Origin of the sequence: Affinundibacterium danionis, assembly GCF_042432465.1 — a bacterium.
Lineage (GTDB): Bacteria > Pseudomonadota > Gammaproteobacteria > Burkholderiales > Burkholderiaceae_D > Undibacterium > Undibacterium danionis.
The window spans coordinates 85,906-112,386 of record NZ_JBHLXJ010000005.1 but is presented as its reverse complement, the minus strand read 5'-3'; the positions used below and the strand labels follow the sequence as shown (position 1 = coordinate 112,386).

The following is a 26,481-nucleotide window of genomic DNA, read 5'->3' as shown; positions in this document are numbered from 1 at the left end:
AAAAGTAGATAAATTTGGTTTAAAGATATAGTATTACTGATTAAGTAATTTATTACTACACCCTGCTGCAACATCAATAAACAAATAATGAGGTAATGATGCCAAACTTGACTCAACTAGAATCGGATGAAATCGACTACGATCCAAATAATCTTTTGGATACCTTAATTAAGCAATTGCATTTGAAAAATGATGCGGCTCTATCCAGAGCATTAGAAGTTGCCCCACCAGTCATTAGTAAAATTCGTCACCGTCGCCTGCCAGTCGGTGCGTCTCTGTTAATCCGCATGCATGAAATCAGTGATGTCAGTATCAAAGATTTACGCGCTTTAATGGGTGATCGCCGCGCGAAATTCCGTATTAGCGATAAGCAATTCAAGCCAAAAGATACGGAAAACAACGGCTAATTCCTCATGGCTTTCCACAAAAAAAATCGAAGTCCAGTTTTTACTGACTTCGATTTTTTGTTATTTGAGCAACGATAAGATGAATAATTTGTTGCCTAAAAACAACAAACACTTTAGTTTTTGGTTTTATCTACGCAGGGAACACGCCGGTAGATAAATAACGATCCCCCCGGTCACACACAATAAATACAATCGTCGCATTTTCTACTGTTTCCGAAATTCGCAAGGCAACTTCGCAGGCGCCAGCAGCCGAAATACCGCAGAAAATCCCCTCTTCGACCGCCAAACGTCGCGCCATCAATTCCGCATTCGCCTGACTAACTGATTCCAACGCATCAACTTGGGCTTTATTGTAAATTTTCGGCAAATAGGCTTCAGGCCATTTTCGGATACCTGGAATCTGTGAACCGTCATCCGGTTGTACGCCAATAATTTGAACCGCAGCACTTTGTTCTTTCAAATACGCTGACACCCCCATGATAGTCCCCGTGGTTCCCATCGCGCTCACAAAATGACTGACCTGACCGCGGGTATCGCGCCAAATCTCGGGACCAGTACCCTCATAATGCGCCAATGGATTATCCGGATTAGCGAACTGATCCAAAATAAGGCCGCGGCCTTCTTTTTGCATTTGCTCTGCCAAATCGCGCGCTGTTTCCATACCACCAGCCTGTGGAGTCAAGATAATCTGCGCACCATAAGCGGCCATGCTTTGACGACGCTCAACACTCAAATGTTCGGGCATGAGCAAAACCATCTTATAACCACGCATAGCGGCGGCCATCGCCAAGGCAATCCCAGTATTCCCACTGGTCGCCTCTATCAAGGTGTCACCTGGCTTAATTTGCCCACGTTGCTCAGCCCGCTTAATCATAGAAAGCGCAGGCCTATCTTTGACTGAGCCAGCAGGATTATTTCCTTCTAACTTGCCTAAAATAATATTATTTCGGCGACGCGATTCTTCACTTGGCAAGCGTTGCAGGCGAACTAAAGGTGTGTTGCCTATGGTGTCTTCAATCGTTATATAACTCATAGTAATAAGGCGTAATAGAAATACAAAATCACATTCTAAACCTTGTACAATTATTCTGCTGAAAAGCAAAGAAAAATGTGAATATGCATCAAGTTACTTACACATTCATTTCTAATTTGGCCAAAAAAAATCCTCAAATAATGAGGATTTTCAAATTCATCGAGCCTAAGAACTACTGATCATTTATTAACTGCTTTTGAGTTAGCTTTTTCGCTTGCCTTATTTTCAGATTTAGATTTAGGTTCAGGCTTGGCATCCACTTTACCTACCTTAGCTTGCCCATTCACCGTCAAACCAGCATAAGACAATTTAATCGCGTTCTTCCCACCGATACCTTTCACACGACTCTCAAAATCAGCCCAATCTTTGAATTGACCACCTTTAGTTCGCTCAGCCAGAATAGCCTTCGACTTAGCCGGACCGATTCCTTTAACACCATCCAAGGCCGCCTGATCTGCCTTATTAACATCGACATCAGCAAACGCAAAACTGATTCCAGCAAACAAAGCAGCAAGCGCAAATATGATTTTTTTCAACATCACAAACTCCCAAAAAATGAATTTAATAAAATGTGACTTACTTACAATGCAAATAAAAATACAAATTTATCATTGCAAATATATACTACATTAAATTATTTTAAAATCTACACTTTTTGAAATAATTCTTCTCTGGTGACGGTCGCTGTTCCCAATTTACCAACAACAATGCCACCAGCTAGGTTCGCGATCAATACCGCATCATGCAAATTCTTACCTTCTGCCAACATTGCTGCCACAGTCGCGATCACCGTATCACCCGCACCAGAAACATCGAATACTTCTCGTGCCATGGTTGGGACATGTAAGATTTCTTCATCTGTGAATAAAGTCATGCCTTCTTCAGAACGAGTGAGTAACAACGCAGCGATATCTAGTTCTTTACGCAGCGTCTGCGCCTTTTGGGTTAAGTCTGCTTCGTCTTTCCAACTACCAATCACTTGACGCAATTCTGATTTATTGGGAGTTAACAGGCTGGCACCTTGGTAGATGGAATAATCACTCCCCTTAGGATCAACCAATACGTATTTCCCCAAGCTTTTTGCATGCGCAATCATGGTCGCTACATTCACCAAACTACCTTTCGCATAGTCAGATAAGACGATCACTTCATGCTCGGCAATCAAGCTGTTAAAACGTGATAATTTATCCTGCAAAATCTGCTCAGTCGGCTTCTCTTCGAAATCAATACGGATTAATTGTTGCTGACGACCTATCACGCGCAATTTGATAATTGTCGAGATACTAGGGTCATGATTCAGATAACTTCGAATCCCCACTTCACTCAGCAAAGCTTCGACATTGCGCCCAGCCTCATCCTCACCAATCACGCCTAACAAACTAGTGTCTATGCCTAGCGCCACTGCATTACGTGCCACGTTTGCAGCACCGCCAAGACGCTCTTCACGTCGTTCCACGCGTACGATAGGGACTGGTGCCTCAGGAGAAATACGATTGACTTCGCCGAACCAATAACGGTCCAACATCACGTCACCCGCCACCAAAATACGCTTTTGTGTAATCGTCATAATTCAATGATGACCTAGTTTTGTGTTAATACGGCACGACCAATCGCGTGATATTCAATACCCAAAGACTTAACTAACTGTGGATCATATAAATTACGTCCATCAAAAATAACTGCTTGCTTCAAGCAAGTTTTTATTTGATTAAGTTCTGCGGCACGGAAGATTTTCCACTCCGTGACGATCACCAAAGCATTAGCATCTGGCAAAACTGCCTGCTGATCTGCAGCAAAACTAAACTGTTTTAATAACTCAGGCGCATCCGCAAAATCCAAGGCCAGCACACGTTGCGCTTCGTCCATCGCGACCGGATCAAATGCCACAACATTCGCACCTGCACGCAATAACTCTTGTATCAACACACGTGAAGACGCAGCGCGCATATCGTCTGTGTCAGGTTTAAACGCTAAACCCCACAAAGCAAATCTCAAACCTTGCAAGTCCTTACCGTACTTCGCAAAAATTTTCGATCCCAAAACATGCTTTTGGTTTTCATTCACATCTTCAACTGCCTGCAGGATTTTCAGTTCATGACCGTACTCTTGCGAAGTGCGCACCAATGCTTGCACATCCTTGGGAAAACATGAGCCACCGTAGCCACAACCAGCCATCAAGAAGCCTGGACCAATACGCGGATCAGAACCGATACCCTGACGCACCGCATCAATATCTACACCAACTTTATCTGCTAAGTTCGCCAATTCATTCATGAATGAAATACGCGTGGCTAACATGGCGTTTGCAGCGTATTTGGTAAACTCCGCCGAGCGCACATCCATCCAATAAATTTTATGACCCGCAGCTTCAAAGCTTGCATATACCTCACACATCACTTGTTGCGCGCGTTGACCTTGAGCATCGCTTGAATGACCGATCACGAGGCGATCAGGCTGCATAAAATCAGCAACCGCCGCGCCCTCTTTCAAGAATTCAGGATTTGAAGTAACGGCATAATCTAAATCAGATTGACGCGCCTTTAACTCGTCAGCAATCGCAGCAGAGACACGATCCGCTGTACCAACTGGCACAGTAGATTTATCAACGATGACTTTAAAACTCGTCATGTGCTTACCAATATTTCGCGCAGCAGCCACCACATATTGCAAATCTGCAGAGCCATCTTCATCTGGTGGTGTACCCACCGCGATAAATTGCACATCACCGTGCGCCACACTCGCGGCAACATCAGTAGAAAAACGCAAACGCCCAGCCGCTACATTACGCGCAACCACCTCATCCAAACCTGGCTCATGAATCGGAATGCCGCCACCATTCAAAATATCGATCTTGCGCTGATCCACATCTAAACAAAACACATCGTGCCCAACTTCAGCCAAACATGCGCCAGTCACCAAACCAACGTAACCTGTACCAATAATTGTTATTTTCATTTTTGAAATTCCGTGCAAAAAACTTTTGAAAATCAACTTTAAAACCCCTCAACGCCGAAACCTAGAGGCGATGAGGGATAAGAATGAAGAAAGAAGAAGAAAACAGAACCATAAGAAGTATTTTGCTTTTCTCGGTGCCACTCTGCGTCTCGACGCCTAGAAGCCTCAGAGCTCAGGAGATACTGAATTTCTTAATTCATCACATTTAGTTCTTCAGTCCGACGCGGTGGATAGGTTTCCCACTTGCTGCACCCTGGACATTGCCAATAGAATTGACGCGCTTTAAAGCCGCAATGCGTGCATTGGTAACGGGTAAATTTTTGCGCATACCCGCTTACTAAATTCTTTACAATAGACAGTTCAGGTAGAACCTCCGGTGGAGCAGTCATCATGCGCGCATCAAGCAACTTATCAAGTCCCAACAGAGTAGGTGTACGGCGCAATTCACTACTAACTAGTTGATTAGCTTCTACCACAGTCTCTAATTCCAGAGTCGCTTTAAACACCACTTCCAACAAATCAATAGACGGTGTTTCAGCCATATAAGATTTCAACAACTTCAAACCTTCTTGTGGCCGCTCTAATTTACGGTATCCATCCATCAAGCGTTGTGCCACCAAAGCCACATGCGGAACGCTTTGCTGCTCCACTCTGCGCCAAGCCAATACCGCTTGCTCCACATCACCTCTGGCCAAATGTATATCACCGGTCAAAATCGCTGCTCGGACATTATGACGGTCAGTAGCGATCGCTTTGTCTAACATCTGCATCGCGGCTTCTGGATTGGTGTGAACCAAGTCATCTTGTGCAATTTCACAGTAGAACTGGGCAATTTCTTTTTGCCTTCCGCCGGCACCCGACTCTTGCAATGCATACGCCGCATCTATCGCGCGCAACCATTCTTTTTCACGCTGGTAAATCTCAAGCAAAGCTTTACGCGCTGGAATCGCATACTGCCCTGCGACTAGTTGATTGAACGTTTCTTCGGCGCGGTCAAGCAAACCAGCCTTCAAATAATCTTGACCCAATTCAAACATCGCTTGAGTTTGCTGCTCTATCGGCAAATCAGGACGAGATAACAAATTTTGGTGCACACGAATAGCGCGTTCAGTTTCACCACGGCGGCGAAATAAATTACCAAGTGCGAAATGTAATTCCACGGTCTCAGGATTAAGTTTTAGAATTTCGATAAAAGCGTCAATCGCTTTATCAGGCTGCTCGTTAAGCAGAAAATTTAGACCTTTAAAATAGCCTTTGGGCAAACTGCTTGATTCGGAAATCAATTGGCGGATATCAACCCGAGCAGCGATCCAACCTAAGCTAAAAAAGAAAGGAATACCTAGTAACCACCAGATTTCAAATTCCATAGTGACGGGTCTCAGTGGAGGAATTAAACATTAAAAATCAAGAATTGCAGATTGAGGATTGCTCAATAAGGATTGCTCATTATGGATTACGGATAACGTTAGGAATCGCGTCAGGCGTCGGTGCTTGATTCGCAGTTGCTTGTTCGAGCTGACGTTCTTTTTCGATTTCTGCGATCGTCTTTTTATGACGTGAAATATCTCGACGATGACGAAACACCATCGGTGCCATCGCCAACAAGCAAAACACGGCACCAGCAACAAAAAAACATAATAACAAGATCACCAAAGGTGCTGATTGTTGATAGCCCCAGAAATATTCTAGTGTCACGATTTTATCGTTTTTCAGCGCAAAGCCTAAAAATGCGATAAATACCAGTAACCAAATAAATTTAGAAATAATTTTCATAATTAACCTAATTTGCCAAAGTAGCGAATAGCAATCAAAGTGGTACATTTTTACAAATCAGTCAATCGACCACTACTGATTTATCAACATACTCAAGACAGTGATTCAACAAGTGAAATTGTACGTGAAAAAAAACGGCATATCGGGAAATCCCTTATGCCGTTTTGTTTTCTTAGTGCAAATTACTCACTTTTTTCCACACTATGCATACTAATCATGCAGTATGGGCTGGCCAACTGTCGCATCTACCCGTTCGCGCAATTCTTTACCTGGCTTGAAATGCGGTACCCGTTTTTCGGGCACCATCACTTTGTCGCCAGATTTAGGATTACGTCCGATACGTGGCGGGCGACTATTTAAAGCGAAACTACCAAAGCCGCGAATTTCTATACGCTGACCAGTGGCCAAGGCATCAGACATCGCGTCCAAAATAGTTTTCACCGCAATATCCACATCTTTCGCTACCAGTTGCGGATATCGCTCGGCCAGACGAGCAATTAGCTCTGACTTGGTCATAAATGAAGCCTTTGACTAGGTCGTTGCTTAGTTCTTGTTATCGAGCTTAGCTTTCAACAAAGCACCGAGGCTTGTTGTGCCAGAAGCAGCATTAGAGTCTGTCGACATTTTTGCCATTGCTTCTTGTGTATCCGCTGTATCTTTTGCCTTGATAGACAATTGAATACCACGTGCTTTACGGTCGATGTTCAATACCAATGCTTCAACTGTGTCGCCAACTTTCAAGTGTGTACCAGCATCTTCCACGCGATCGCGGGAGATTTCAGATGCACGCAAGTAGCCTTCAACTTCATCAGCTAATTGAATTACTGCGCCTTTAGCTTCAACAGATTTCACTGTACCAGTCACCAATGCGCCTTTGTCATTCATTGCGCAATAGTTGTTGAATGGGTCGCCTTCCAATTGTTTTACGCCGAGAGAAACGCGTTCACGTTCAACGTCGATCGCCAACACAACTGCTTCCAACTCGTCACCTTTCTTGAAGCGACGAACTGCTTCTTCGCCTGTTTCGTTCCAAGACAAATCAGACAAATGCACCAAACCGTCGATGTTGCCTGTCAAGCCAATGAACACGCCGAAGTCAGTAATAGACTTGATCGCGCCTTTAACTTTGTCGCCTTTTTTGAAGTTCAAGGAGAAGTCATCCCATGGATTTGCTTTGCACTGTTTCATGCCCAAGCTGATACGACGACGTTCTTCGTCGATTTCCAATACCATAACTTCAACTTCGTCACCCAACTGAACAACTTTGTTTGGCGCAACGTTTTTGTTTGTCCAATCCATTTCGGAAACGTGGACCAAACCTTCGATACCTTGTTCAACTTCAACGAATGCGCCGTAGTCTGTCAAGTTTGTTACTTTACCGAACAAACGTGTGTTTGCTGGGTAACGACGTGCCAAACCTGTCCAAGGATCGTCGCCCAATTGTTTAACGCCGAGAGAAACACGGTTTTTCTCTTGATCAAACTTGAGGATCTTCGCAGTGATTTCTTGACCCACTGTGAGAACTTCAGATGGGTGACGAACACGGCGCCATGCCAAGTCAGTGATGTGCAACAAACCATCGATGCCGCCCAAATCAACGAACGCACCGTAGTCAGTGATGTTTTTAACCAAGCCAGTAACCACTGTACCTTCTTTGAGGTTTTCCATCAGTTTCTGACGTTCTTCGCCCATCGATGCTTCAACAACAGCACGGCGAGACAACACAACGTTGTTACGCTTACGATCGAGCTTGATAACTTTGAATTCCATAGTCTTGCCTTCGTAAGGAGTTGTATCCTTCACTGGGCGTGTATCGACCAAAGAACCTGGCAAGAATGCGCGGATGCCGTTTGTCAAAACAGTCAAACCACCTTTAACTTTGCCATTTACTGTACCAACAACCATTTCGCCAGACTCGAGCGCTTTTTCGAGCGCGAGCCATGATGCCAAACGTTTTGCTTTGTCACGGGACAAAATTGTGTCACCGAAACCATTTTCCAATGATTCGATCGCTACGGATACGAAATCACCGACGTTAACTTCCAATTCACCTTGGTCGTTTTTGAATTCTTCAACAGGGATAAAGGCTTCAGATTTGAGGCCTGCGTTCACGATCACGAAGTTGTGGTCGATACGAACGACTTCGGCAGAAATCACTTCACCGGAACGCATATCTTGGCGTGACAAAGACTCTTCGAACAAAGCTGCGAAGCTATCTGCACCAGTTGCGAAATCTTGAGACATGTAGACTGTAGACATAATATTTACGAGTTAGCCGGAATAGGACAAAAGGTCTATTTACCGGGTTGAGTTAAACAAACTCATTCAGACTTTGCGCCTAAATGAGAACCTATCAACAAGCCCAGCAGACGATCTGAGCTTGGGGATTCTTACGCAAAAAAATAAGACGATTATTTTTTACTTCTTACCGCGTCAGTATAGAGACTGAGTATCTGATGCACTGCTTCGTTCGCTGTGATATGAGACGTATCTAAGATAAACGCGCCTGGTGCGGGTTTGAGAGGCGCTTCTGTGCGAGCCATGTCGCGAGCATCACGTTCTGCCAAATCTTTTACCAAGTCTTCCATATTAGCAGGAAAACCCTTTTCAATCAATTGCTTATAACGACGATTTGCACGTGCTCCCACACTTGCGGTCAAAAAGACCTTTTGGATTGCATCAGGGAAGATCACGGTGCCCATATCACGCCCATCTGCCACTAAACCGGGCAATTGACGAAATGACACTTGCAACTCGACCAAGGCTTTTCGAATCAATGGTAAAACAGCAATTTTCGAGGCAGCAACGCCAATTGCTTCTTGCCTTACCGCGTCCGTCACATCATCGTCAGCGAGAAATACATGGCCTTTTTCAAATCGACACGGCAATACACGTGCCAAATCAGCAATTTGTTGCTCTTCCCATAAATCGATCCCATGACGTATCGCGGACAAGGCAGTCAAACGATACAGCGCGCCCGAATCGAGGTAATGAAAACCCAACTGCTTCGCCACACGATGGGCGACCGTTCCTTTACCGGAAGCGGTAGGACCATCAATACTAATGACAGGAATATTGGTAGAACCGTTCAAAATAAATCCTCGTGTTTGATCTTCAAAAAAGCTTCGAAGAAGTCGGGAAAAGTTTTAGCAACGCACTTAGGATCGTTAATCCGCATCGCTGCACCTCGACGCGCAACACCATCTAAGGTCGCCAATGAAAAGCACATCGCCATTCTGTGATCATCATAGGTATCTATCGTCGCCGGCGCAAGTTCGGCTGGTGGCGTGACCGTCATAAAGTCTTGACCTTCCTCAACAATCGCGCCAAGTTTACGCAATTCTGTTGCCATTGCCACAATGCGATCTGTTTCTTTAACGCGCCAGCTTTCGATATTGCGCAAAGTGGTGGTACCGTTCGCATACAAAGCAGCGATCGCAATCGTCATCGCCGCATCGGGAATATGGTTAAAATCCATATCAATTGCTCGCAGTGGGCCTTGTGTTTCAGCCTCAATCCAATTATCCCCCATGGTGATTTTGGCACCCATTTTTTCTAGCGCTTCAGCAAAACGGACATCGCCTTGTATGCTATTTCTACCAACGCCTTCAACACGAATAGGTCCACCCGCAATCGCACCAGCCGCTAAGAAATACGATGCTGAAGAAGCATCTCCTTCCACATACACCACGCCAGGCGAGACATAATGCTGGCCTGCTTTGATCGTGAAACGCTGCCAACCATCGCGCACGACTTCGACACCAAAACGTGCCATCAAATTCAAAGTAATTTCGATGTAGGGTTTAGAAATTAAATCGCCCACCACTTCAATCACCACATCACTATGTTGTGCAGCAAGTGGCGAAGCCATCAACAAAGCAGTTAAGAATTGGCTAGAAACATTGCCCTTCACTTGCATCTTCTGCGCATGGATATGCCCGCGCTTAATGTGTAAAGGTGGATAGCCAGGATTGCCTGTGTAATCAATCTGCGCACCCACGGCGTTTAACGCATCGACCAAATCACCAATCGGACGCTCATGCATGCGCGCTACCCCGTGTACGGTGTAATCGCCACCTAGCACTGCAAGCGCAGCCACTAGCGGTCGAATTGCGGTACCCGCATTACCCATAAATAAATCCGCATGATGATTCGGAAAAACACCATTCGCACCGATCACCGTATAGTTGTGCGTGTTGCCTTCTTGGGTCCAATGTACGCCGAGTTTTTGCAGTGCATTCAACATCACCATCGTGTCGTCGGATGCGAGCAAATCATGGATCTGTGTTGTGCCTTTAGACAAGGCCGCCAACAACAAGATCCGATTCGAAATACTCTTAGAACCCGGCAAGCGGACTGTGCCCTGCACTTTCATCACGGGATGCAAGTCAAGATATGGTGGGTAATGTTTGCTGTGTTCTTTCATGCTTTTTCTCTATTTAAATACAACAGAATTTATTCGCGTAGTGTGGGCTGTACACACTTTTATTAACCAATCGCCTCAGTGCTCAGTGCGCACGGCGCAAGCTATTCATATCTACTTATACTTACTTATACCTACTTAATCGCCGCCATCTCTATTCTGTGCTTCTGCTGCCTCGATTGCTGTAATCCAATTCAGCCGCGCGGTTTGTGCACGACTGTAAATTGCTTCCAAAGCAGCGCTATCATTAGCCTCTAAACTTGCTCGCAATTGTTTTAGTTTGGCACTATATGAATCCAACTCCTCCAAAATCGCATGACGATTAGCCAGACTAATATCGCGCCACATCTCTGGCGAAGACCCTGCAATACGTGTGAAATCTCGAAAGCCACTTGCTGCATATTGAAATAGGCGATCAGCGTGCGGTTTTGCAGCGATATCATCTACTAAAGCATAGGCCAACAGATGCGGCAAATGACTCACTGACGCGAACACTTGATCGTGTTCTTTAGGACTTAAATAATGAATAATCGCGCCACATAAACGCCAAGTTTGCGCAAGCAACTCAACAGCTGAATCCACATTCTCCGTTAGGCGGGTAATCACCACTTTTTTGCCAACATACAAATCATCAATGGCTGCTTCAGGGCCATTTTTTTCACGCCCGGCAATCGGATGAGCTGGCACAAATTGCGCGATTTTTTCATGCAAGGCATTTCGTGCAGCGCGCACTACATCGGCTTTAGTGCTGCCAACGTCAGTGACTAAAGTGTTCGCACCCAAATACGGGTAAATCGCGCTGAGTATCTTTTCGGTTTGAGCAACTGGCGTCGCGATCACAATCAAATCCGCATTGACAACCGCTGATGCGATATCGTCGGTAAAGCTATCGATAATATTTAACTGCTTCGCTGCCTCCAAAGACGCTAAGTGGCGGTCCAAACCGACGACATGCGTTACTGCGCTCGCTTTTTTTAATGACAAAGCGAAGGAGGCGCCAATCAGGCCGACGCCGATCAAAACAACTTTATTAAAGAGTGGACGTGTAGACGTCTCATCATTCTTCATTTTTAAAATCACTATCAACAATTATTTTGTTAGAACACGTTTTGACTACTCCCTTCTCCCGCCAGCGGGAGAAGGGTTGGGGATGAGGGTGATTCAGATTCCAGAAAAACATTTAGAAACAGGAGAATCAAAAGCAGCGATATTCACACTCCTAAATTAGTCTCACAATTTCTGAACTACCCTCACCCTAGCCCTCTCCCGCGAGCGGGAGAGGGGATATTATTCGAACTTATTGGTTCAGGAGTTTCATCAATTTGACAGTGCGAGTACAACCGATACCGATTCAGACATCAAACAGTGCAAGGATACGACCCCAAAATTTTAAAGAAGGCCGCATCCTGATTCAATTCATCCATCGCTGCCTTGACCTTGGCATCCATTGCATGCCCCTCGACATCAACGTAGAAGTAATATTCCCAATTGCCGGTGCGTGCCGGACGTGATTCGAAGCGTGTCATTGATACACCGTGTTTAGACAGAGGCGCCAACAAATTGTAAACAGCACCTGCCTTGTTCGGCGTTGCTAACACGATAGAGGTTTGATCCTTGCCGCTAGGCGTCGTATTCAAACGCCCCACCACCGCGAAGCGCGTGCGGTTATGTGGATCGTCTTGAATATGCGCACTGACAATCCCTAGATTGTATTGATGGCCAGCGATTTCACTCGCAATCGCAGCCACGCTGTAATCGGCACTCGCCATGCGCGCAGCTTCTGCATTGGAGGCAACGGCTTGTCGCTCGACGTGCGGATAATGTTGATTAAGCCAAGCCTGACATTGCGCCAGTGCTTGCGAGTGCGCACAAATACGCGTCACACCTTCCATCGTACCGGACTTACTCATCAAGCTATGCTGCACAGGAATCGCGACTTCGCCACTAATCGCCAGACTCGTTTGCAATAGCAAATCGAGGGTGCGGTTAATAGCGCCCTCTGAAGAATTTTCGATCGGCACTACACCAAAATCAGCGGTACCTGCTTCGGTCGCACGGAATACTTCGTCGATAGAAATGCAAGGCAAAGCTTCGATCGCATGACCGAATTGCTTATACACCGCTTGCTCGCTAAAAGTACCAACGGGACCCAAGAATGCCACCACCACACGCCGCTCTAGCGCACGACAGGCGGACATCACTTCGCGGAAAATTAATTGAATATCTTCATTCAGCAAAGGGCCGGTATTTTTTGCAGCCATATTGCGCAAGACCTGTGCCTCACGCTCAGGTCGAAACACGGGGGCATTAGTCTCTGCTTTCACATGCCCAACTTCTTGCGCAACTTTGGCACGTTGATTTAGCAACTCTAAAATCGCTGCATCAATCGCATCGATTTTCTCTCTAAGAGGAAGTAATTTATTGTCGTTCATTTGAAAACCTAAAAACCGTTTTGGGTTCAAACGTGCCTAAAGCACGATTGAAAAAAATCTTATTTCTACTCAATCTAATTCAAGCTTTTGACTTGATTCATCAGCGCCACGGTTTCTAGGTGATGGTGGGTGCCATGCGAAGAAAGGGCTGATGATTTTGAATCTAATATTTAACGAATCTTACTTGCCGTTTGCGATCGCAAAATCCCGCATAAACGCCACCAACGCCTGCACGCCTTCAATCGGCATCGCGTTATAAATCGAGGCGCGCATGCCGCCGACTGATTTATGTCCTTTCAACTGCAACAAACCACGTTCTTTCGCCGCTGTCAAAAACGCAGCATTTAAGGATTCGTCTTTCAAATAGAACGGCACGTTCATGCGTGAACGGAATTCTTTCGCGACTTTCGTCACATAGAAGTCGGTACTATCCAAAAAGTCATACAGCAAATTGGCTTTCGCGATATTTTGACGCTCCATAGCCGCTACGCCGCCCTGCCGCTTCAACCATTGAAACACTAAGCTAGCGATATAAATGGAATAGGTCGGTGGCGTGTTATACATGGAATCATTGTCCGCCACATTTTTCCAATCAAAAGCCGACGGGCAAATGGATAAGGCAGAGCCTAATAAATCTTCTCGCACAATGACCAAGGTCAAACCTGCAGGGCCGATGTTCTTTTGCGCACCACCAAAAATCACGCCGTATTTAGTAACATCAATCTCGCGCGACAAAATATGCGAGGACATGTCGGCTACTAAAGGGGCATTATTGGTTTGCGCAGCGACGTCCGGGACAAAATGATATTCGACGCCGTCTATAGTCTCGTTGGTACACACATGCACGTAAGCAGGATCAGCACTTAGTTGCCAAGTGCTTGGGTTTGGAACCACGTCAAAACCCGTCGCTTGACTCGACGCTGCAACATTCACGTTTGCGTATTTTTGCGCTTCCTTAATTGATTTTCCACTCCAAGATCCGGTGTGAATAAAATCAATCGTCGCAGGCTGTACTTTACGCCCGACCAAATTCATAGGAATGATCGCGTTTTCGCCAAGGCCACCACCTTGCAAAAACAAGATTTTATAGTTGGAAGGTACGTTCAATAGCTCGCGCAAATCGGCTTGGGCTTGCGCCAAGATAGACATAAATTCTGGACCACGATGACTCATTTCCAGCACCGACATGCCACTGCCATGCCAATCTAACATTTCACTCGCTGCCTGTTGCAAGACTTCTTTCGGTAAGACGGCTGGGCCGGCTGAGAAATTGTAGATCGTCGTCATGGTTTTCAAACCGTAGTATTAAACGTAAGGTGGGCACGGCTTTGCACCCACGTGTCCGGCAAACGCCGGAGATTTATTTCAACATTTTCCGAAGTAATTTAAGCGTAACGCGTGGGCACATACACCGTGCCCACCCTACGATTATTCTTCGACAGCTGCGTCACCGCTTGCATCACCACCTTCAACTTCTGGATCAGCATCCGTCTCCACAATACGCTGCAAACCAGAAAGTTTCGTACCATCTTCCACCGCGATCAAAGTCACGCCTTGTGTTGCGCGACCCATTTCACGAATTTCAGAAACACGGGTACGGATCAACACGCCACCGGTGGTAATCAACATGATTTCATCAGTTGGTTCGACCAAGGTCGCGGCAACGACTTTACCGTTACGTTCTGAAGTTTGGATGGCAATCATGCCTTTGGTGCCGCGGCCATGACGTGTGTATTCTGTAATTGGCGTGCGTTTGCCGAAGCCGTTCTCTGTCGCGGTCAAGACGGATTGCTGTTCATTTTCGGCGACCAACAAGGCGATGACTTGTTGACCTTCTTCCAGATTCATACCGCGCACACCGCGTGCTGTACGCCCCATAGGACGCACATCGTTCTCATCAAACCGCACTGCCTTGCCTGCATCAGAGAACAGCATCACGTCGTGCTTACCATCGGTCAAAGCAGCACCAATCAAGAAGTCACCTTCATCCAGATCAACAGCAATAATGCCCGCCTTACGAGGATTACTAAAATCAGTCAATGGCGTCTTCTTCACAGTACCAAGACTGGTCGACATGAAGACATAATGGTCTTCAGGGAAGCTGCGATTATCGCCAGACAATGGCAAGATCACCGTGATCTTTTCGCCCTCTTGCAATGGGAACATATTCACAATCGGCTTACCACGTGAATTACGTGAACCTTGCGGCACTTCATACACTTTCAACCAGTACATACGGCCACGGTTAGAGAAGCATAAGATGTAATCGTGGGTATTCGCGACGAAGAGTTGTTCGATCCAATCGTCGTCTTTTGTCGCTGCGGCTTGCTTACCGCGTCCACCGCGTTTTTGAGCACGGTATTCGGACAATGGTTGTGACTTCATATAGCCTGTGTGCGATAAGGTGACAACCATATCGACAGGGGTAATCAAATCTTCGGTTTCTAAATCAGTCGCATTCAAGACGATTTCGGAACGACGTGCATCTTTATTGCCAATGCCGTATTCGTTCATGCAGGCTGTCATTTCATCGGTAATGATGACAGTGACGCGTTCTGGTTTAGACAAAATATCCAAGAGATCAGCGATCTCTGCCATCACATCTTTATATTCATTAACGATCTTATCTTGTTCCAAACCGGTCAAGCGTTGCAAACGCATTTGCAAGATCTCTTGCGCTTGGTCGTCAGACAATTTGTACAAACCATCTGGCTGGATGCCATAGTGCTTAGGCAAACTCTCAGGGCGGAATGCTTCGATACCGCCAGGATTATCAGCCGCTGTGCGCGTCAACATTTCACGCACCATAGAGCTATCCCAAGCGCGCGTCATTAATTCTTGTTTTGCAATCGGTGGCGTTGGTGCTGCTTTAATAATCGCGATGAAATCATCGATATTTGCCAAGGCAACTGCCAAACCTTCCAACACATGACCACGATCACGCGCTTTGCGCAATTCAAATACGGTGCGGCGTGTGACCACTTCGCGACGATGCGACAAGAAGCATTCGAGCATTTGTTTCAAGTTCAACAACTTCGGTTGACCATTGACCAAGGCCACCATATTCATACCAAACGTATCTTGCAATTGCGTTTGTTTGTACAAGTTATTCAAGACGACTTCAGGAACTTCACCGCGCTTCAATTCGATCACAACGCGCATACCCGACTTATCGGATTCATCGCGAATATCAGAGATACCTTCGAGCTTTTTATCGCGAACGTTTTCAGCGATACGCTCCAACAAGGATTTTTTATTCACTTGGTACGGCAACTCATCAACGATGATTGCGGTACGACCTTCTTTACCAAATTCTTCAAAGTGCGTCTTGGCGCGCATCACCACACGACCACGGCCAGTACGGTAGCCATCACGCACACCGGATACGCCGTAAATCAAACCTGCAGTTGGAAAATCTGGTGCAGGAATAATTTCGATCAATTCATCAATCGTGCATTCTGGGTTACGCAATACATGCAAAGCGCCATTGATGATTTCTGTAATATTGTGTGGCGGAATATTGGTCGCCATACCAACCGCAATACCGGAAGAACCGTTGATCAACAGATTCGGAATACGGGTTGGCAAAACCGATGGTTCTTTTTCTTTACCGTCATAGTTAGGCACGAAATCGACTGTTTCTTTGTCGATGTCTGCCAAAATTTCATTTGCGATCTTGTCCAAGCGGCACTCGGTATAACGCATCGCCGCAGCGTTATCGCCATCGACCGAACCAAAGTTACCCTGACCATCAACCAGCGTGTAACGCAAGGAAAAGTCCTGCGCCATACGCACCAAGGTATCGTAAATAGAAGCATCGCCATGCGGGTGATACTTACCCATAACTTCACCGACCACACGCGCACATTTGACGAATGGGCGGTTGTAGACGTTATTCATTTCATGCATCGCGAACAAAACGCGTCTATGCACAGGCTTTAAACCATCACGCACATCCGGCAAAGCACGACCTACGATCACGCTCATGGCGTAATCAAGGTAGCTCTTGCGCATTTCTTCTTCAAGGGAAATCGGGAGTGTTTCTTTTGCGAATTGATCCATTGGCGGTCAGACTTGTCTAATTGCTTAAATATTTGCTTAAAAAATCAGCAGTAAGCTTGGTTAAAATAACAAGCCAGCACGAGGCTGGCGGAAGACCTACATCTATTAACATCGATAATCTATTAACTAAACTCACCATCAAAATAGTGACATCGCGACATCTCTATCTATTCAGCGATCACAACTACGGCAACATTTAGTATTCAACTGCTCATTTTAGCACGGCTCCCCTTCTCTACCATCGTTTTTATAAACTGCCACAATAGTGCATAAACTCACCCGAAACGAGATCTTTTAAAATCCGGAAATGCGCGACCAACAACTTTCACTTTATTTACTAAAAACACCACAAGCCTGAAAGATTCAAGAAAGATATTTATCTTGTTGCCAGAAAAAGACAAAAGAGATCAATACCGAGTTTGCACTCGAATTCATTTCAATGCTGCGAAGTCAACTTATGGCAGAATCAATTCACCGCATTGCACAAGACAATTGAAAAATTTCTTTACAGCACGGTGCTTGTCATAGTCATGTCATCGAGCACGTGTTAAAATTCTATTTTTATGTACTTTGCATTTGCACTTTTGCATCTTTTAACGCAGTTCTCTGCGAATATTCTCAACCGAGGGAAAAAATATGAAACTTTTAGTCAAGCTCGCCATCGCAGCTAGTGCTGTTGCCGCATTTTCGGCATCTGCTCAAACTATCACTGACATCAAAGCGAACACACCATACAGCGCCTACGTACAAGATGCGCGCGGTATCATCGTTCGTGACCCATTCGGTTTATGCTGGCGCACAGGGTATTACACCCCAGCTGATGCAGTAGCAGGTTGTGATTTACCGCTCGCGCCTCCAGCACCACCAGCGCCAGTTGCCCCACCAGCACCTGTTGCGCCACCACCGCCACCACCAGCTCCTGTACAAGCAGCGGCACCAGTTCCAACCTCTGAAAAAGTCACTTTTGCAGCCGATGCGTTCTTTGACTTTGACAAAGCAATCTTGAAACCAGAAGCTAAAGTTAAATTGGATGACATGACATCCAAATTAAAAGACGTGAATTTGGAAGTCATCGTTGCAGTAGGTCATACTGATTCTGTTGGTACCGACGAATACAATCAAAAATTGTCAGTACGCCGCTCTGAAGCCGTAAAAGCTTACATCATCAGCCGTGGCATCGATGCAAAACGTGTTTTCTCCGAAGGTAAAGGCGAAAAACAACCAGTTGCTGATAACAAAACTAAAGAAGGTCGCGCTAAAAACCGCCGCGTTGAAATCGAAGTGGTTGGTACACGCACTATCACTAAGTAATTTTTAAAATTACTGACAAAAAACCCGCTTCGGCGGGTTTTTTTATGGTCGATCAAGAAAGTTAAGATTTCTTTCATGCCCGGCACTGGTGGAGTTAATTTTCATCCCCATTTACTTTAAAATGACGTCTGTTTTTTAGATTCAGTCCAAGCCTCTCTATCACTTGTTTGCATATACTTTCTCAACATTTCCAATAAATATGTCTACTACCCTCCCCGACAATGCAAGCGCCAATGTTGATCCTTCCGAAATTCAAAAATTCAGCGATCTAGCACATCGGTGGTGGGATCCCAGCTCAGAATTTAAACCTCTACATGAGATCAACCCATTAAGGCTGGAGTGGATCAATAATGTAGCGTCACTGGCCGGCAAAAAGGTCATTGACATAGGCTGTGGCGGCGGCATTTTGGCTGAATCAATGGCGAAGAAAAAAGCTGATGTGACGGGCATTGACCTATCAGAAAAAGCATTAAAGGTAGCCGATTTACACAGCTTAGAATCCGGTGTGCAAGTTCGCTACGAGAATATCGCTGCCGAAAACATGGCAGAACGTGAGCCCGAGCAATATAACGTCGTAACTTGCATGGAAATGCTAGAACATGTTCCGAATCCAGCATCGGTGATCCGCGCTTGCACGAAATTGGTTAAACCCGGTGGAAAAGTGTTTTTCTCCACAATTAATCGCAATCCCAAAGCCTATCTGTTCGCCATCATTGGCGCTGAGTATTTACTACAGATGCTCCCCAAGGGAACCCATGATTACGAAAAATTCATCACGCCAGCCGAATTGACTCAGGACATCCGCAATGCTGGGCTGATCGTCGATGCCATGAAAGGCATGAGCTACAACCCAATCACAAAAATTTACTCGCTCAATCAAGATACGAGCGTCAATTATTTAGTCGCCTGTACTCGCCCACTATGATTACACCCAAAGCAGTCCTATTTGACTTAGATGGCACCCTTGCTGATACCGCGCCTGATTTAGCCGCCGCAGTCAATGTCATGCGCATCAAACGGGGCTTAGACGCCGCCCCCTATCTCAGCCTGCGGCCATTTGCCTCAGCTGGTGCACGCGGCCTGCTAGGTGCAGGGTTTCAAATTACACCGGAACACTCGGACTACGAAGCAATGCGTATCGAGTTTTTGGAAAATTATGAATCAGCGATTGCGGTACACAGCCAAATTTTTTCAGGTGTCAAAGAATTACTCAGAGGACTGGAAGCCTTAAACGTCACATGGGGCATCATTACCAATAAAGCCGAACGATTTACCAATCCTTTGATTCCACAACTCGAATTAGCCAATGCAGCCTGCGTTATTTCTGGCGATACGACACCTCATGCCAAACCACATCCAGAGCCACTCTTAGAAGCAGCGCGTAGAATTCAAGTTCTGCCATCTGAATGTTGGTATGTCGGCGATGATTTACGCGATATTCAAGCTGCCCAAGCGGCTGGGATGACCAGCATTGCTGCAGCTTGGGGTTATTGTGGAGCAACGGAGCCAACCCATTGGAAAGCCAATGCCGTACTTGATTCCCCCTTAGAATTACTAGAACTAGTGCGCGCCAAGGTATTGCAAACGCAAACGGCATAGTGAGGGCTTGAATTTATCTATCGAATTAGTACTTGAAACTTGGAGCACTCGCTTCATATAGAGTATACTTAGCATCGCTTTGGGGTCGACCTGGTTTCGACAGGGGTTGCAAAGCAGAGCAGGGCATACCGAGGCCTGACTACCTCGTAAATACAATCAGAACTATATAACTGCAAACGATAATTCGTACGCATTAGCAGCTTAATCGCTCGCTAACTCTTAACCACTTCTTCCCTAGGGTGGGCTGGCAACAGCATAGAGTCATTTATAGGGAATCGTCTTAAGTTGGGTTACTTAGCTTGAGACTAAATAATAGGTAACTCGTTTTGCCGCAGCGTGTGCGTCCGCGTCGTCAAGATTAAATTAAATGGCAGCACTAAGTATGTAGAACTGTCTGTAGAGTGCTTCTGGACGCGGGTTCGATTCCCGCCGACTCCACCAAAATACAAAAATCCATTCGATCATCTCGGATGGATTTTTTTTAGACTTATTCTATATTGCCCAAAGAAGCCTACAAATTTTTTATTGATCTTTCAACCCTTGTCTAGATCATCTTAAATATATACCCAATTGATGCAAGTCAATTGCTGCATCACCGGACTCATGCGATGCAATATCAGGCATAAATAAATTGATGATTTGTAGCAATCTTTATATTTTCAATCGATTCCTTTTATCAGATCTTAAATTTACAATAAATAAAAGTAGATTTCAAAGAACGTTTAAAAGGAGGCCGTCATGGACAAAACCACCTGCATAGTAGAAGTATCGCGCGAATTTAAGGCTTCTGCGGAAACAGTTTTTGATGCTTGGCTAGACCCACAAAAAGCAGGCAAATTTTTATTTGTAACGCCTACTGGCGTCATGAAAACAGTAGAAATTGACGCGCGTGTTGGCGGCAAATTTTGCATTATCGAAACGAGAGACGGGATAGATGCAGAACATCGTGGTGAGTATTTGACGATCGACCGACCGCGACAACTACGTTTTAGTTTTGGTGGGCATCCTTTTCTAGCCACCTATGTCACAGTTAACATCCAAAAGACTGAACTTGGCTGTGTTTTACATCTGACACACGAGGGTGTTTGGAGCGATTATGAAGCCAGTGTGATGCAAGGCTGGACGGGTATTTTAGACAAACTCGCCCAGCTTATTTAGATGAAGGCAGTACTTATGCTTACTAACCCAAACCACAGGCAAGTGCGATACGATAAGTGATAAAGGACGCCAAATAGGCTAGTGCAAATAAATAGCCCAACATGATCATAGGCATTTTCCAACCACCAGTCTCGCGCTTAACGGTCGCTATCGTCGACAGGCATTGCGGTGCAAATACATACCAAGCCAACAAAGATAGCGCGGTCGCAAGACTCCATTGTTGTGCAATCAAAGGTGCTAAGGCTTCGGCTGTGTCACTACCTGCTGCCGCTAAAGCGTACACCGTTCCTAATGAGCTAACTGCCACTTCACGTGCTGCCATACCAGGAACCAAGGCAACACTGATTTGCCAGTTAAAACCGATAGGCTCAAACACCACCGCCAGCGCTTTACCAATGTAACCGGCAAAACTATATTCAATCGGCATTCCGGTTGCACCAGCAGGTGCGCCAGGATAACTAGCAAGAAACCACAAAGCAATCGTCAACATCAAAATGATACCGCCGACACGGCTCATAAAGATCACCACCCGCTGCTTTAAACCTAGCAACACATTGCGAACCGTTGGCAGGTGATAACTCGGCAATTCCATCATCAAAGTACGAATTTGACTCTGCGCCGTAAAACGCTTCAAGACCCAAGCGACCGCCAATGCGCCGATAATGCCTGCGCCATATAACGCGAACAGCACCAAGCCTTGCAATTCAAAAATACCCCACACATCACGCTGAGGAATAAACGCACCGATCAATAAAGCATACACGGGCAAACGTGCAGAACAGGTCATCAAAGGCGCGATCATAATCGTCACCATACGATCGCGTGGATTGGCAATCGTGCGTGCCGCCATAATGCCGGGAATGGCACAGGCAAAACTGGATAACAAAGGAATGAAAGAACGCCCCGACAAGCCCACGCCTCCCATCAAGCGATCCAGCAAGAAAGCTGCGCGCGGCAAGTAACCGGACTCTTCCAATATCAAAATAAAAAAGAACAAAATCAAAATTTGTGGCAAGAACACGATCACACCACCCGCGCCAGCAATAATGCCATTCACGATCAAGCTTTGTAACCAACTTTCAGGCAGCAAATGAGAAACACTAGCGCCTAACCATTCGGTTCCTTCTTTAATCAAATCCATAGGCACGGTGGCCCACGAGAATACCGCCTGAAATACCAAAAACAAAATGATGGCTAACAGCGTAGGTCCCAACACAGGATGCAACACGACACGGTCGATCTTGTCGCTGGCATTATGTGGAACGATTTCATCCAGACCCAACTTACTTAGAATCTGACGCACGCGTTCGTGATCCAAGTCGGTATGTGATTGAATGGCCGGATCACTGTCATCCAAATGTACATGTTGATTCAAGGATTGAATATCATTCAACATGGTTTTTAAAGCGACATCACCGCCTTGTTTGATACCGACTGTGCGCACCACCGGAATACCCAATTCACGCGCCAATGCTTGCTCATCGATATGCAGGCCACGCTGTTCCGCCATGTCCGTCATATTCAGCGCAACCATACAAGGAATACCAAGGCGCTGCACCGCGATGACTAAGCGCAAACTGCGGCGCAGATTCGTTGCATCGACTACGCACACGACGTAGTCAGGCCGTTTTTCACCGACTGCATTACCGTATAAAACATCGTGAGTGACACGCTCGTCAGGAGAACGCGGGTGCAAACTGTAGGTGCCAGGCAAATCCAGCACACGCATAGTCTTACCCGCGCTGGTTTGAAAACGCCCTTCTTTACGCTCAACGGTCACGCCAGCGTAATTCGCAACTTTTTGTTTACTATCGGTGAGTAGATTAAATAAAGCTGTTTTCCCGCAATTTGGATTACCGACTAGGGCAATTAAGGGGCCACTCGCATGAAAATGTACGACTGCAGGTTTAACTTGTTTCATGCAGCAACCTTATTTTGTAAATCCTCGTCAACCACCTGCTTGGCAACGTCCACTAATACACAAGCCGCTTCGGCTTTGCGTAATGCAAAAGTTGACAGTCCGATTCGAACAACTAAAGGATCACCACCAAACGCGCCGCGCGCCATCAGTGTTACTGGCTCGCCAGCTATAAATCCTATGTCTTCTAGTTGGGTCAACCACTCAGGCACACTAGTCGATGCGAGCAGTTGGCGCACTACACACTTTTCTCCTATCGAAATATTGGCCAGCGTGCGCACCTCAAGGGATTGGCTCAAAGGCTGCGCTTGTCGTGATCCAACTGAGCTAGAAGATGAAACGGCCGAACTGGCATTTGCTGGTGTTGCCATATCAATATTTATGGAGTTCATAGTGCGAGTCAGAATCGAGATTAATAAAAACTAATAGAAACCAACAGGGGATAAAGAGAATAAAAAGTAACTTGTTTCAAGACAAAACTATAAACGAGAATCATTCTTAAGTAAATCAAAGTCAAGCAAGTTGCAGGGTCAAATTCTTTAACTTACATCAATCAATGGCGTAATCCAGCCCAAAGTATGGTTTCTGATCTTGATTTCATCTATCTATCGACATCTATTAGCTAACTTCATAGCTAATAGAGCCATCCAAAATAACACTCCAATAACACTCCAACAACACTCCAACAACACCAAATATATAGCCACAAAAAAAATGCTTCTTCAATTTATCGGTTCAAATCAGCATGATAATAGTTTGTCTAAATTTCATTAATTTCTAATTGAGAAGAGTCAAGGAAAAAGCTGTGCGGAGGGCTATAATGAATCATCATTTCTGCTGCAAAGCATCGTCCCTCACTTCCTACTACGAAAAAATTTAGCATGAATGCCAACGACAAAATCCTAGGATTAACCGATATGTCCCCCCAAGAAATTTCCCTAGACGTCCTTCTGGAAAAGTACGCAAAAGGCGAAGAAACAAGCATCCATGACGTCCAAGCACGTGTTGCCAAAGCCTTATCCAGCGTTGAGTCGCCCGATTTCCAAGCCTACTACGAAGAAAAATTTCTTTGGGCACAGAAGAACGGTTTTGTACCTGCGGGCAGAATTAATTCCGCCGCTGGTATGGATTTGCACGCTACCCTGATTAACTGTTTTGTACAGCCAGTTGGCGATTCAGTCTCTAGCACTACCGACGGCAAACCCGGCATCTATACAGCGCTGTCAGATGCAGCAGAAACCATGCGCCGTGGTGGTGGCGTTGGTTACGACTTTTCAACCATACGCCCGAAAGACGCCTTGGTGCGCGGCACCCGATCACGCGCTTCTGGCCCCGTCTCCTTCATGCAAGTATTTAATGCATCTTGCTCTACGGTCGAATCAGCTGGTGCTAGACGCGGTGCGCAGATGGGGGTATTGCGTTGCGATCACCCAGACATTCTCGAATTTATCCATGCCAAAGATCAAGGTGGACTCACAAATTTCAATATTTCCATTGGCGTCACTGATGCCTTTATGAACGCGGTTGCCAACGATGGCGACTTTGTATTAACTCACAAAGCCGAACCTAGCGACGACAAAAAACAAAACGGCGCGTATCAAAATGAGCAAGGCCTATGGGTATACCAAACCGTGAAGGCACGTGACTTGTGGGATGAAGTCATGAAATCCACTTATGATCACGCTGAACCGGGCATCTTATTTTTATCTCGCATTAATGCGGAAAATAATTTGTACTATTGCGAAACCATCGAGGCGACCAATCCCTGTGGTGAACAGCCCCTCCCCGACTATGGCTGCTGCTGCTTGGGTTCTATCAATTTAACGCGCTTTGCCAGAGCCTCATTTACAGAACAAGCCAGCTTTGATTTTGCCGCATTTCAAGAAGTAATTCAGGTCGCTACTCGCATGCTAGACAATGTCCTAGATGCGACCGCTTGGCCGCTGCCGCAACAACAAGATGAGGCGATGTCCAAACGTCGCGTGGGATTAGGTTTCTTAGGTTTGGGTAGCGTTTTAGTCATGTTGGGCTTACGTTACGACTCTGTGGAAGGACGTGCATTTGCGACTCAAGTTGCGGAGATCATGCGAGATACCTCGTATCAAGCCTCGGTTGAACTCGCCAAAGAAAAAGGCGCATTTCCCTTATTTGATAGTACGCAATATTTACAAGGCGCTTTTGCAAAACGTTTACCCGAAAATTTACGTCAGCAAATCGCGCAATATGGTTTGCGTAATTCTCACCTGCTCTCAATTGCACCGACTGGAACGATTACTTTAGCCTTTGCTGACAACGCTTCCAACGGCATCGAACCCGCTTTTTCCTGGGTTTACAATCGCAAAAAACGCATGGCAGTGGGCGATAGCAAAATCTATGAAGTGGCCGATCACGCATGGCGACTGTATCGACATTTAGGTAATGATGTATCAGACGATCATAAGTTACCACCCGCGTTCGTTACTGCGTTAAATATGTCGGCGAACGATCATATGCTGATGCTGCAAGCGGTACAGCCTTACGTCGACTCCGCCATTTCAAAAACGGTTAACGTGCCTGCTGACTATCCTTATGCTGATTTTCAAAATCTCTATATGGACGCCTGGCGTGCTGGCCTCAAAGGTCTAGCTACCTATCGCCCCAATAATATACTCGGTAGCGTCTTATCAGTCAGTACTGAAACCGTAGCACCGCTTGCAAAAGCAGTACCCGATGATGATCTACTACGAAAACAATTCGACGGACGTCCATTTGGCGACCTCGAATCGGTCACTTCAAAAGTCCAGTACATGACCTATGAAGGCAAGAAAACGGTCTATCTGACTGTTAGCTTCATTCACATCCAAGGCATGGTTGGCGGCGAACTGGCGACGATAGAAAGACCGTTTGAATTCTTCATGCCAGCGGGTCAAAAGAACGATGGTCAGCAATGGATTTCCGCCAGCATGCGTTTGCTGTCGATGGCGGCACGTTCAGGCGGCTCTATCGCCAAAGCCTTAGCCGATATGCGTGAAGTCGTATGGGACAAAGGCACGGTGCGCTGCGGCATGATCACCAAAGACGACGGCACGCAAGCACCGCTCTTTCATGAATCCGAAGTAGCAGCGATTGGCTATTCTTTACAACGCATACTGATGAAACGCGGCTTCTTAGATGCGGGCGGCAATCAAGTCCCTATCGTCGTATTAGCCGAAAAATTCAAAAACAAACAGCTTGCTTATGGCATGGATGATCTGGCCTATGAAGTCGAATCGGCACCCATGACTTACACAGCAACAGGAAAAAAATGCCCTGACTGCGGCGCTTACGCACTCCAAAAGATCGACGGCTGCTCGCGCTGCGTCTCTTGCGGATATGTGGGTGCTTGCGGATAGGCCATTCTGCCGGCAATAAAAAACCCGCTGTTAGCGGGT

The 26,481-nt window shown here is 46.0% G+C and carries 22 protein-coding genes and 1 other RNA gene; 7 read left to right on the top strand and 16 right to left on the bottom strand.

Annotated elements, in window-relative coordinates:
* The first annotated feature begins 95 nt into the window (after positions 1–95).
* Positions 96–407: a hypothetical protein gene (locus ACFFJH_RS05675; protein WP_390210752.1), complete on the top strand. Its 312-nt coding sequence runs from the start codon at positions 96–98 to the stop codon at positions 405–407.
* Positions 408–537: 130 nt separating this feature from the next.
* Here the strand turns inward: ACFFJH_RS05675 and cysM are convergent, their stop codons facing one another.
* From cysM to gyrA, 14 genes are all read right to left on the bottom strand, one after another.
* On the bottom strand, positions 538–1,440 hold the full coding sequence (cysM, locus tag ACFFJH_RS05670; RefSeq protein ID WP_390210750.1) for a cysteine synthase CysM: 903 nt from the start codon (positions 1,438–1,440) through the stop codon (positions 538–540).
* A gap of 179 nt (positions 1,441–1,619) precedes the next feature.
* Positions 1,620–1,979 (bottom strand): ComEA family DNA-binding protein, encoded by a 360-nt coding sequence (locus tag ACFFJH_RS05665; RefSeq protein ID WP_390210748.1) that lies wholly within the window; start codon positions 1,977–1,979, stop codon positions 1,620–1,622.
* A 107-nt stretch (positions 1,980–2,086) separates the two neighbouring features.
* Positions 2,087–3,007 carry a D-glycero-beta-D-manno-heptose-7-phosphate kinase gene (gene rfaE1 / locus ACFFJH_RS05660; protein WP_390210746.1) on the bottom strand — a complete coding sequence of 307 codons (921 nt, stop codon included), beginning with the start codon at positions 3,005–3,007 and terminating at the stop codon, positions 2,087–2,089.
* Positions 3,008–3,021: 14 nt separating this feature from the next.
* Positions 3,022–4,395 (bottom strand): UDP-glucose dehydrogenase family protein, encoded by a 1,374-nt coding sequence (locus ACFFJH_RS05655; RefSeq protein ID WP_390210744.1) that lies wholly within the window; start codon positions 4,393–4,395, stop codon positions 3,022–3,024.
* A gap of 191 nt (positions 4,396–4,586) precedes the next feature.
* The gene (gene lapB / locus ACFFJH_RS05650; RefSeq protein WP_390210742.1) at positions 4,587–5,762 is read right to left on the bottom strand and encodes a lipopolysaccharide assembly protein LapB; all 1,176 of its coding nucleotides are present in this window, start codon (positions 5,760–5,762) and stop codon (positions 4,587–4,589) included.
* 79 nt (positions 5,763–5,841) lie between these two features.
* Positions 5,842–6,168, bottom strand: a complete 327-nt coding sequence (locus ACFFJH_RS05645; protein ID WP_390210740.1) for a LapA family protein — start codon at positions 6,166–6,168, stop codon at positions 5,842–5,844.
* Between the two features lie 210 nt (positions 6,169–6,378).
* Positions 6,379–6,684, bottom strand: coding sequence for an integration host factor subunit beta (locus tag ACFFJH_RS05640; protein WP_186889975.1), 306 nt, complete (start codon positions 6,682–6,684; stop codon positions 6,379–6,381).
* 27 nt (positions 6,685–6,711) lie between these two features.
* Entirely contained in the window at positions 6,712–8,427 is a 1,716-nt protein-coding gene (gene rpsA, locus ACFFJH_RS05635) for a 30S ribosomal protein S1 (RefSeq protein WP_390210738.1), read from the bottom strand.
* Positions 8,428–8,579: 152 nt separating this feature from the next.
* Complete coding sequence (gene cmk, locus ACFFJH_RS05630) at positions 8,580–9,260, bottom strand: (d)CMP kinase (RefSeq protein ID WP_390210736.1); 681 nt, start codon at positions 9,258–9,260, stop codon at positions 8,580–8,582.
* Positions 9,257–10,594, bottom strand: coding sequence for a 3-phosphoshikimate 1-carboxyvinyltransferase (gene aroA, locus ACFFJH_RS05625; protein ID WP_390210735.1), 1,338 nt, complete (start codon positions 10,592–10,594; stop codon positions 9,257–9,259). Before aroA ends, cmk begins: the two co-directional genes overlap by 4 nt.
* A 135-nt stretch (positions 10,595–10,729) precedes the next feature.
* On the bottom strand, positions 10,730–11,659 hold the full coding sequence (locus tag ACFFJH_RS05620) for a prephenate dehydrogenase (RefSeq protein ID WP_390210733.1): 930 nt from the start codon (positions 11,657–11,659) through the stop codon (positions 10,730–10,732).
* A 290-nt stretch (positions 11,660–11,949) separates the two neighbouring features.
* A complete protein-coding gene (pheA, locus tag ACFFJH_RS05615; protein ID WP_390210731.1) occupies positions 11,950–13,023 on the bottom strand; it encodes a prephenate dehydratase in 1,074 nt (357 codons plus the stop codon).
* A 180-nt stretch (positions 13,024–13,203) separates the two neighbouring features.
* Positions 13,204–14,310 carry a 3-phosphoserine/phosphohydroxythreonine transaminase gene (gene serC, locus ACFFJH_RS05610; RefSeq protein ID WP_390210728.1) on the bottom strand — a complete coding sequence of 369 codons (1,107 nt, stop codon included), beginning with the start codon at positions 14,308–14,310 and terminating at the stop codon, positions 13,204–13,206.
* Positions 14,311–14,451: 141 nt separating this feature from the next.
* Positions 14,452–17,085, bottom strand: coding sequence for a DNA gyrase subunit A (gyrA, locus tag ACFFJH_RS05605; protein WP_390210726.1), 2,634 nt, complete (start codon positions 17,083–17,085; stop codon positions 14,452–14,454).
* Positions 17,086–17,721: 636 nt separating this feature from the next.
* Here gyrA and ompA point away from each other — a divergent pair.
* The 5 genes from ompA to ACFFJH_RS05580 all read left to right on the top strand — a co-directional run bounded on the left by ompA (position 17,722) and on the right by ACFFJH_RS05580 (position 21,153).
* Positions 17,722–18,396 carry an outer membrane protein OmpA gene (gene ompA / locus ACFFJH_RS05600; RefSeq protein ID WP_390210724.1) on the top strand — a complete coding sequence of 225 codons (675 nt, stop codon included), beginning with the start codon at positions 17,722–17,724 and terminating at the stop codon, positions 18,394–18,396.
* Between the two features lie 199 nt (positions 18,397–18,595).
* On the top strand, positions 18,596–19,321 hold the full coding sequence (ubiG, locus tag ACFFJH_RS05595; RefSeq protein WP_390210722.1) for a bifunctional 2-polyprenyl-6-hydroxyphenol methylase/3-demethylubiquinol 3-O-methyltransferase UbiG: 726 nt from the start codon (positions 18,596–18,598) through the stop codon (positions 19,319–19,321).
* Positions 19,318–19,995 (top strand): HAD family hydrolase, encoded by a 678-nt coding sequence (locus ACFFJH_RS05590; RefSeq protein ID WP_390210720.1) that lies wholly within the window; start codon positions 19,318–19,320, stop codon positions 19,993–19,995. Before ubiG ends, ACFFJH_RS05590 begins: the two co-directional genes overlap by 4 nt.
* Positions 19,996–20,076: 81 nt before the next feature.
* Positions 20,077–20,436: a transfer-messenger RNA gene (ssrA, locus tag ACFFJH_RS05585) on the top strand.
* Between the two features lie 297 nt (positions 20,437–20,733).
* Positions 20,734–21,153 (top strand): SRPBCC family protein, encoded by a 420-nt coding sequence (locus ACFFJH_RS05580; RefSeq protein WP_390210718.1) that lies wholly within the window; start codon positions 20,734–20,736, stop codon positions 21,151–21,153.
* A gap of 22 nt (positions 21,154–21,175) precedes the next feature.
* Here the strand turns inward: ACFFJH_RS05580 and feoB are convergent, their stop codons facing one another.
* Entirely contained in the window at positions 21,176–23,074 is a 1,899-nt protein-coding gene (gene feoB, locus ACFFJH_RS05575; RefSeq protein ID WP_390210716.1) for a ferrous iron transporter B, read from the bottom strand.
* Positions 23,071–23,463 (bottom strand): FeoA family protein, encoded by a 393-nt coding sequence (locus ACFFJH_RS05570; protein WP_390210715.1) that lies wholly within the window; start codon positions 23,461–23,463, stop codon positions 23,071–23,073. The genes feoB and ACFFJH_RS05570 overlap by 4 nt, the downstream gene beginning before the upstream one ends.
* A 489-nt stretch (positions 23,464–23,952) precedes the next feature.
* Between ACFFJH_RS05570 and ACFFJH_RS05565 the strand changes: the two genes are divergently transcribed.
* A complete protein-coding gene (locus ACFFJH_RS05565; protein WP_390210714.1) occupies positions 23,953–26,442 on the top strand; it encodes an adenosylcobalamin-dependent ribonucleoside-diphosphate reductase in 2,490 nt (829 codons plus the stop codon).
* The last annotated feature ends 39 nt before the right edge of the window (positions 26,443–26,481 follow it).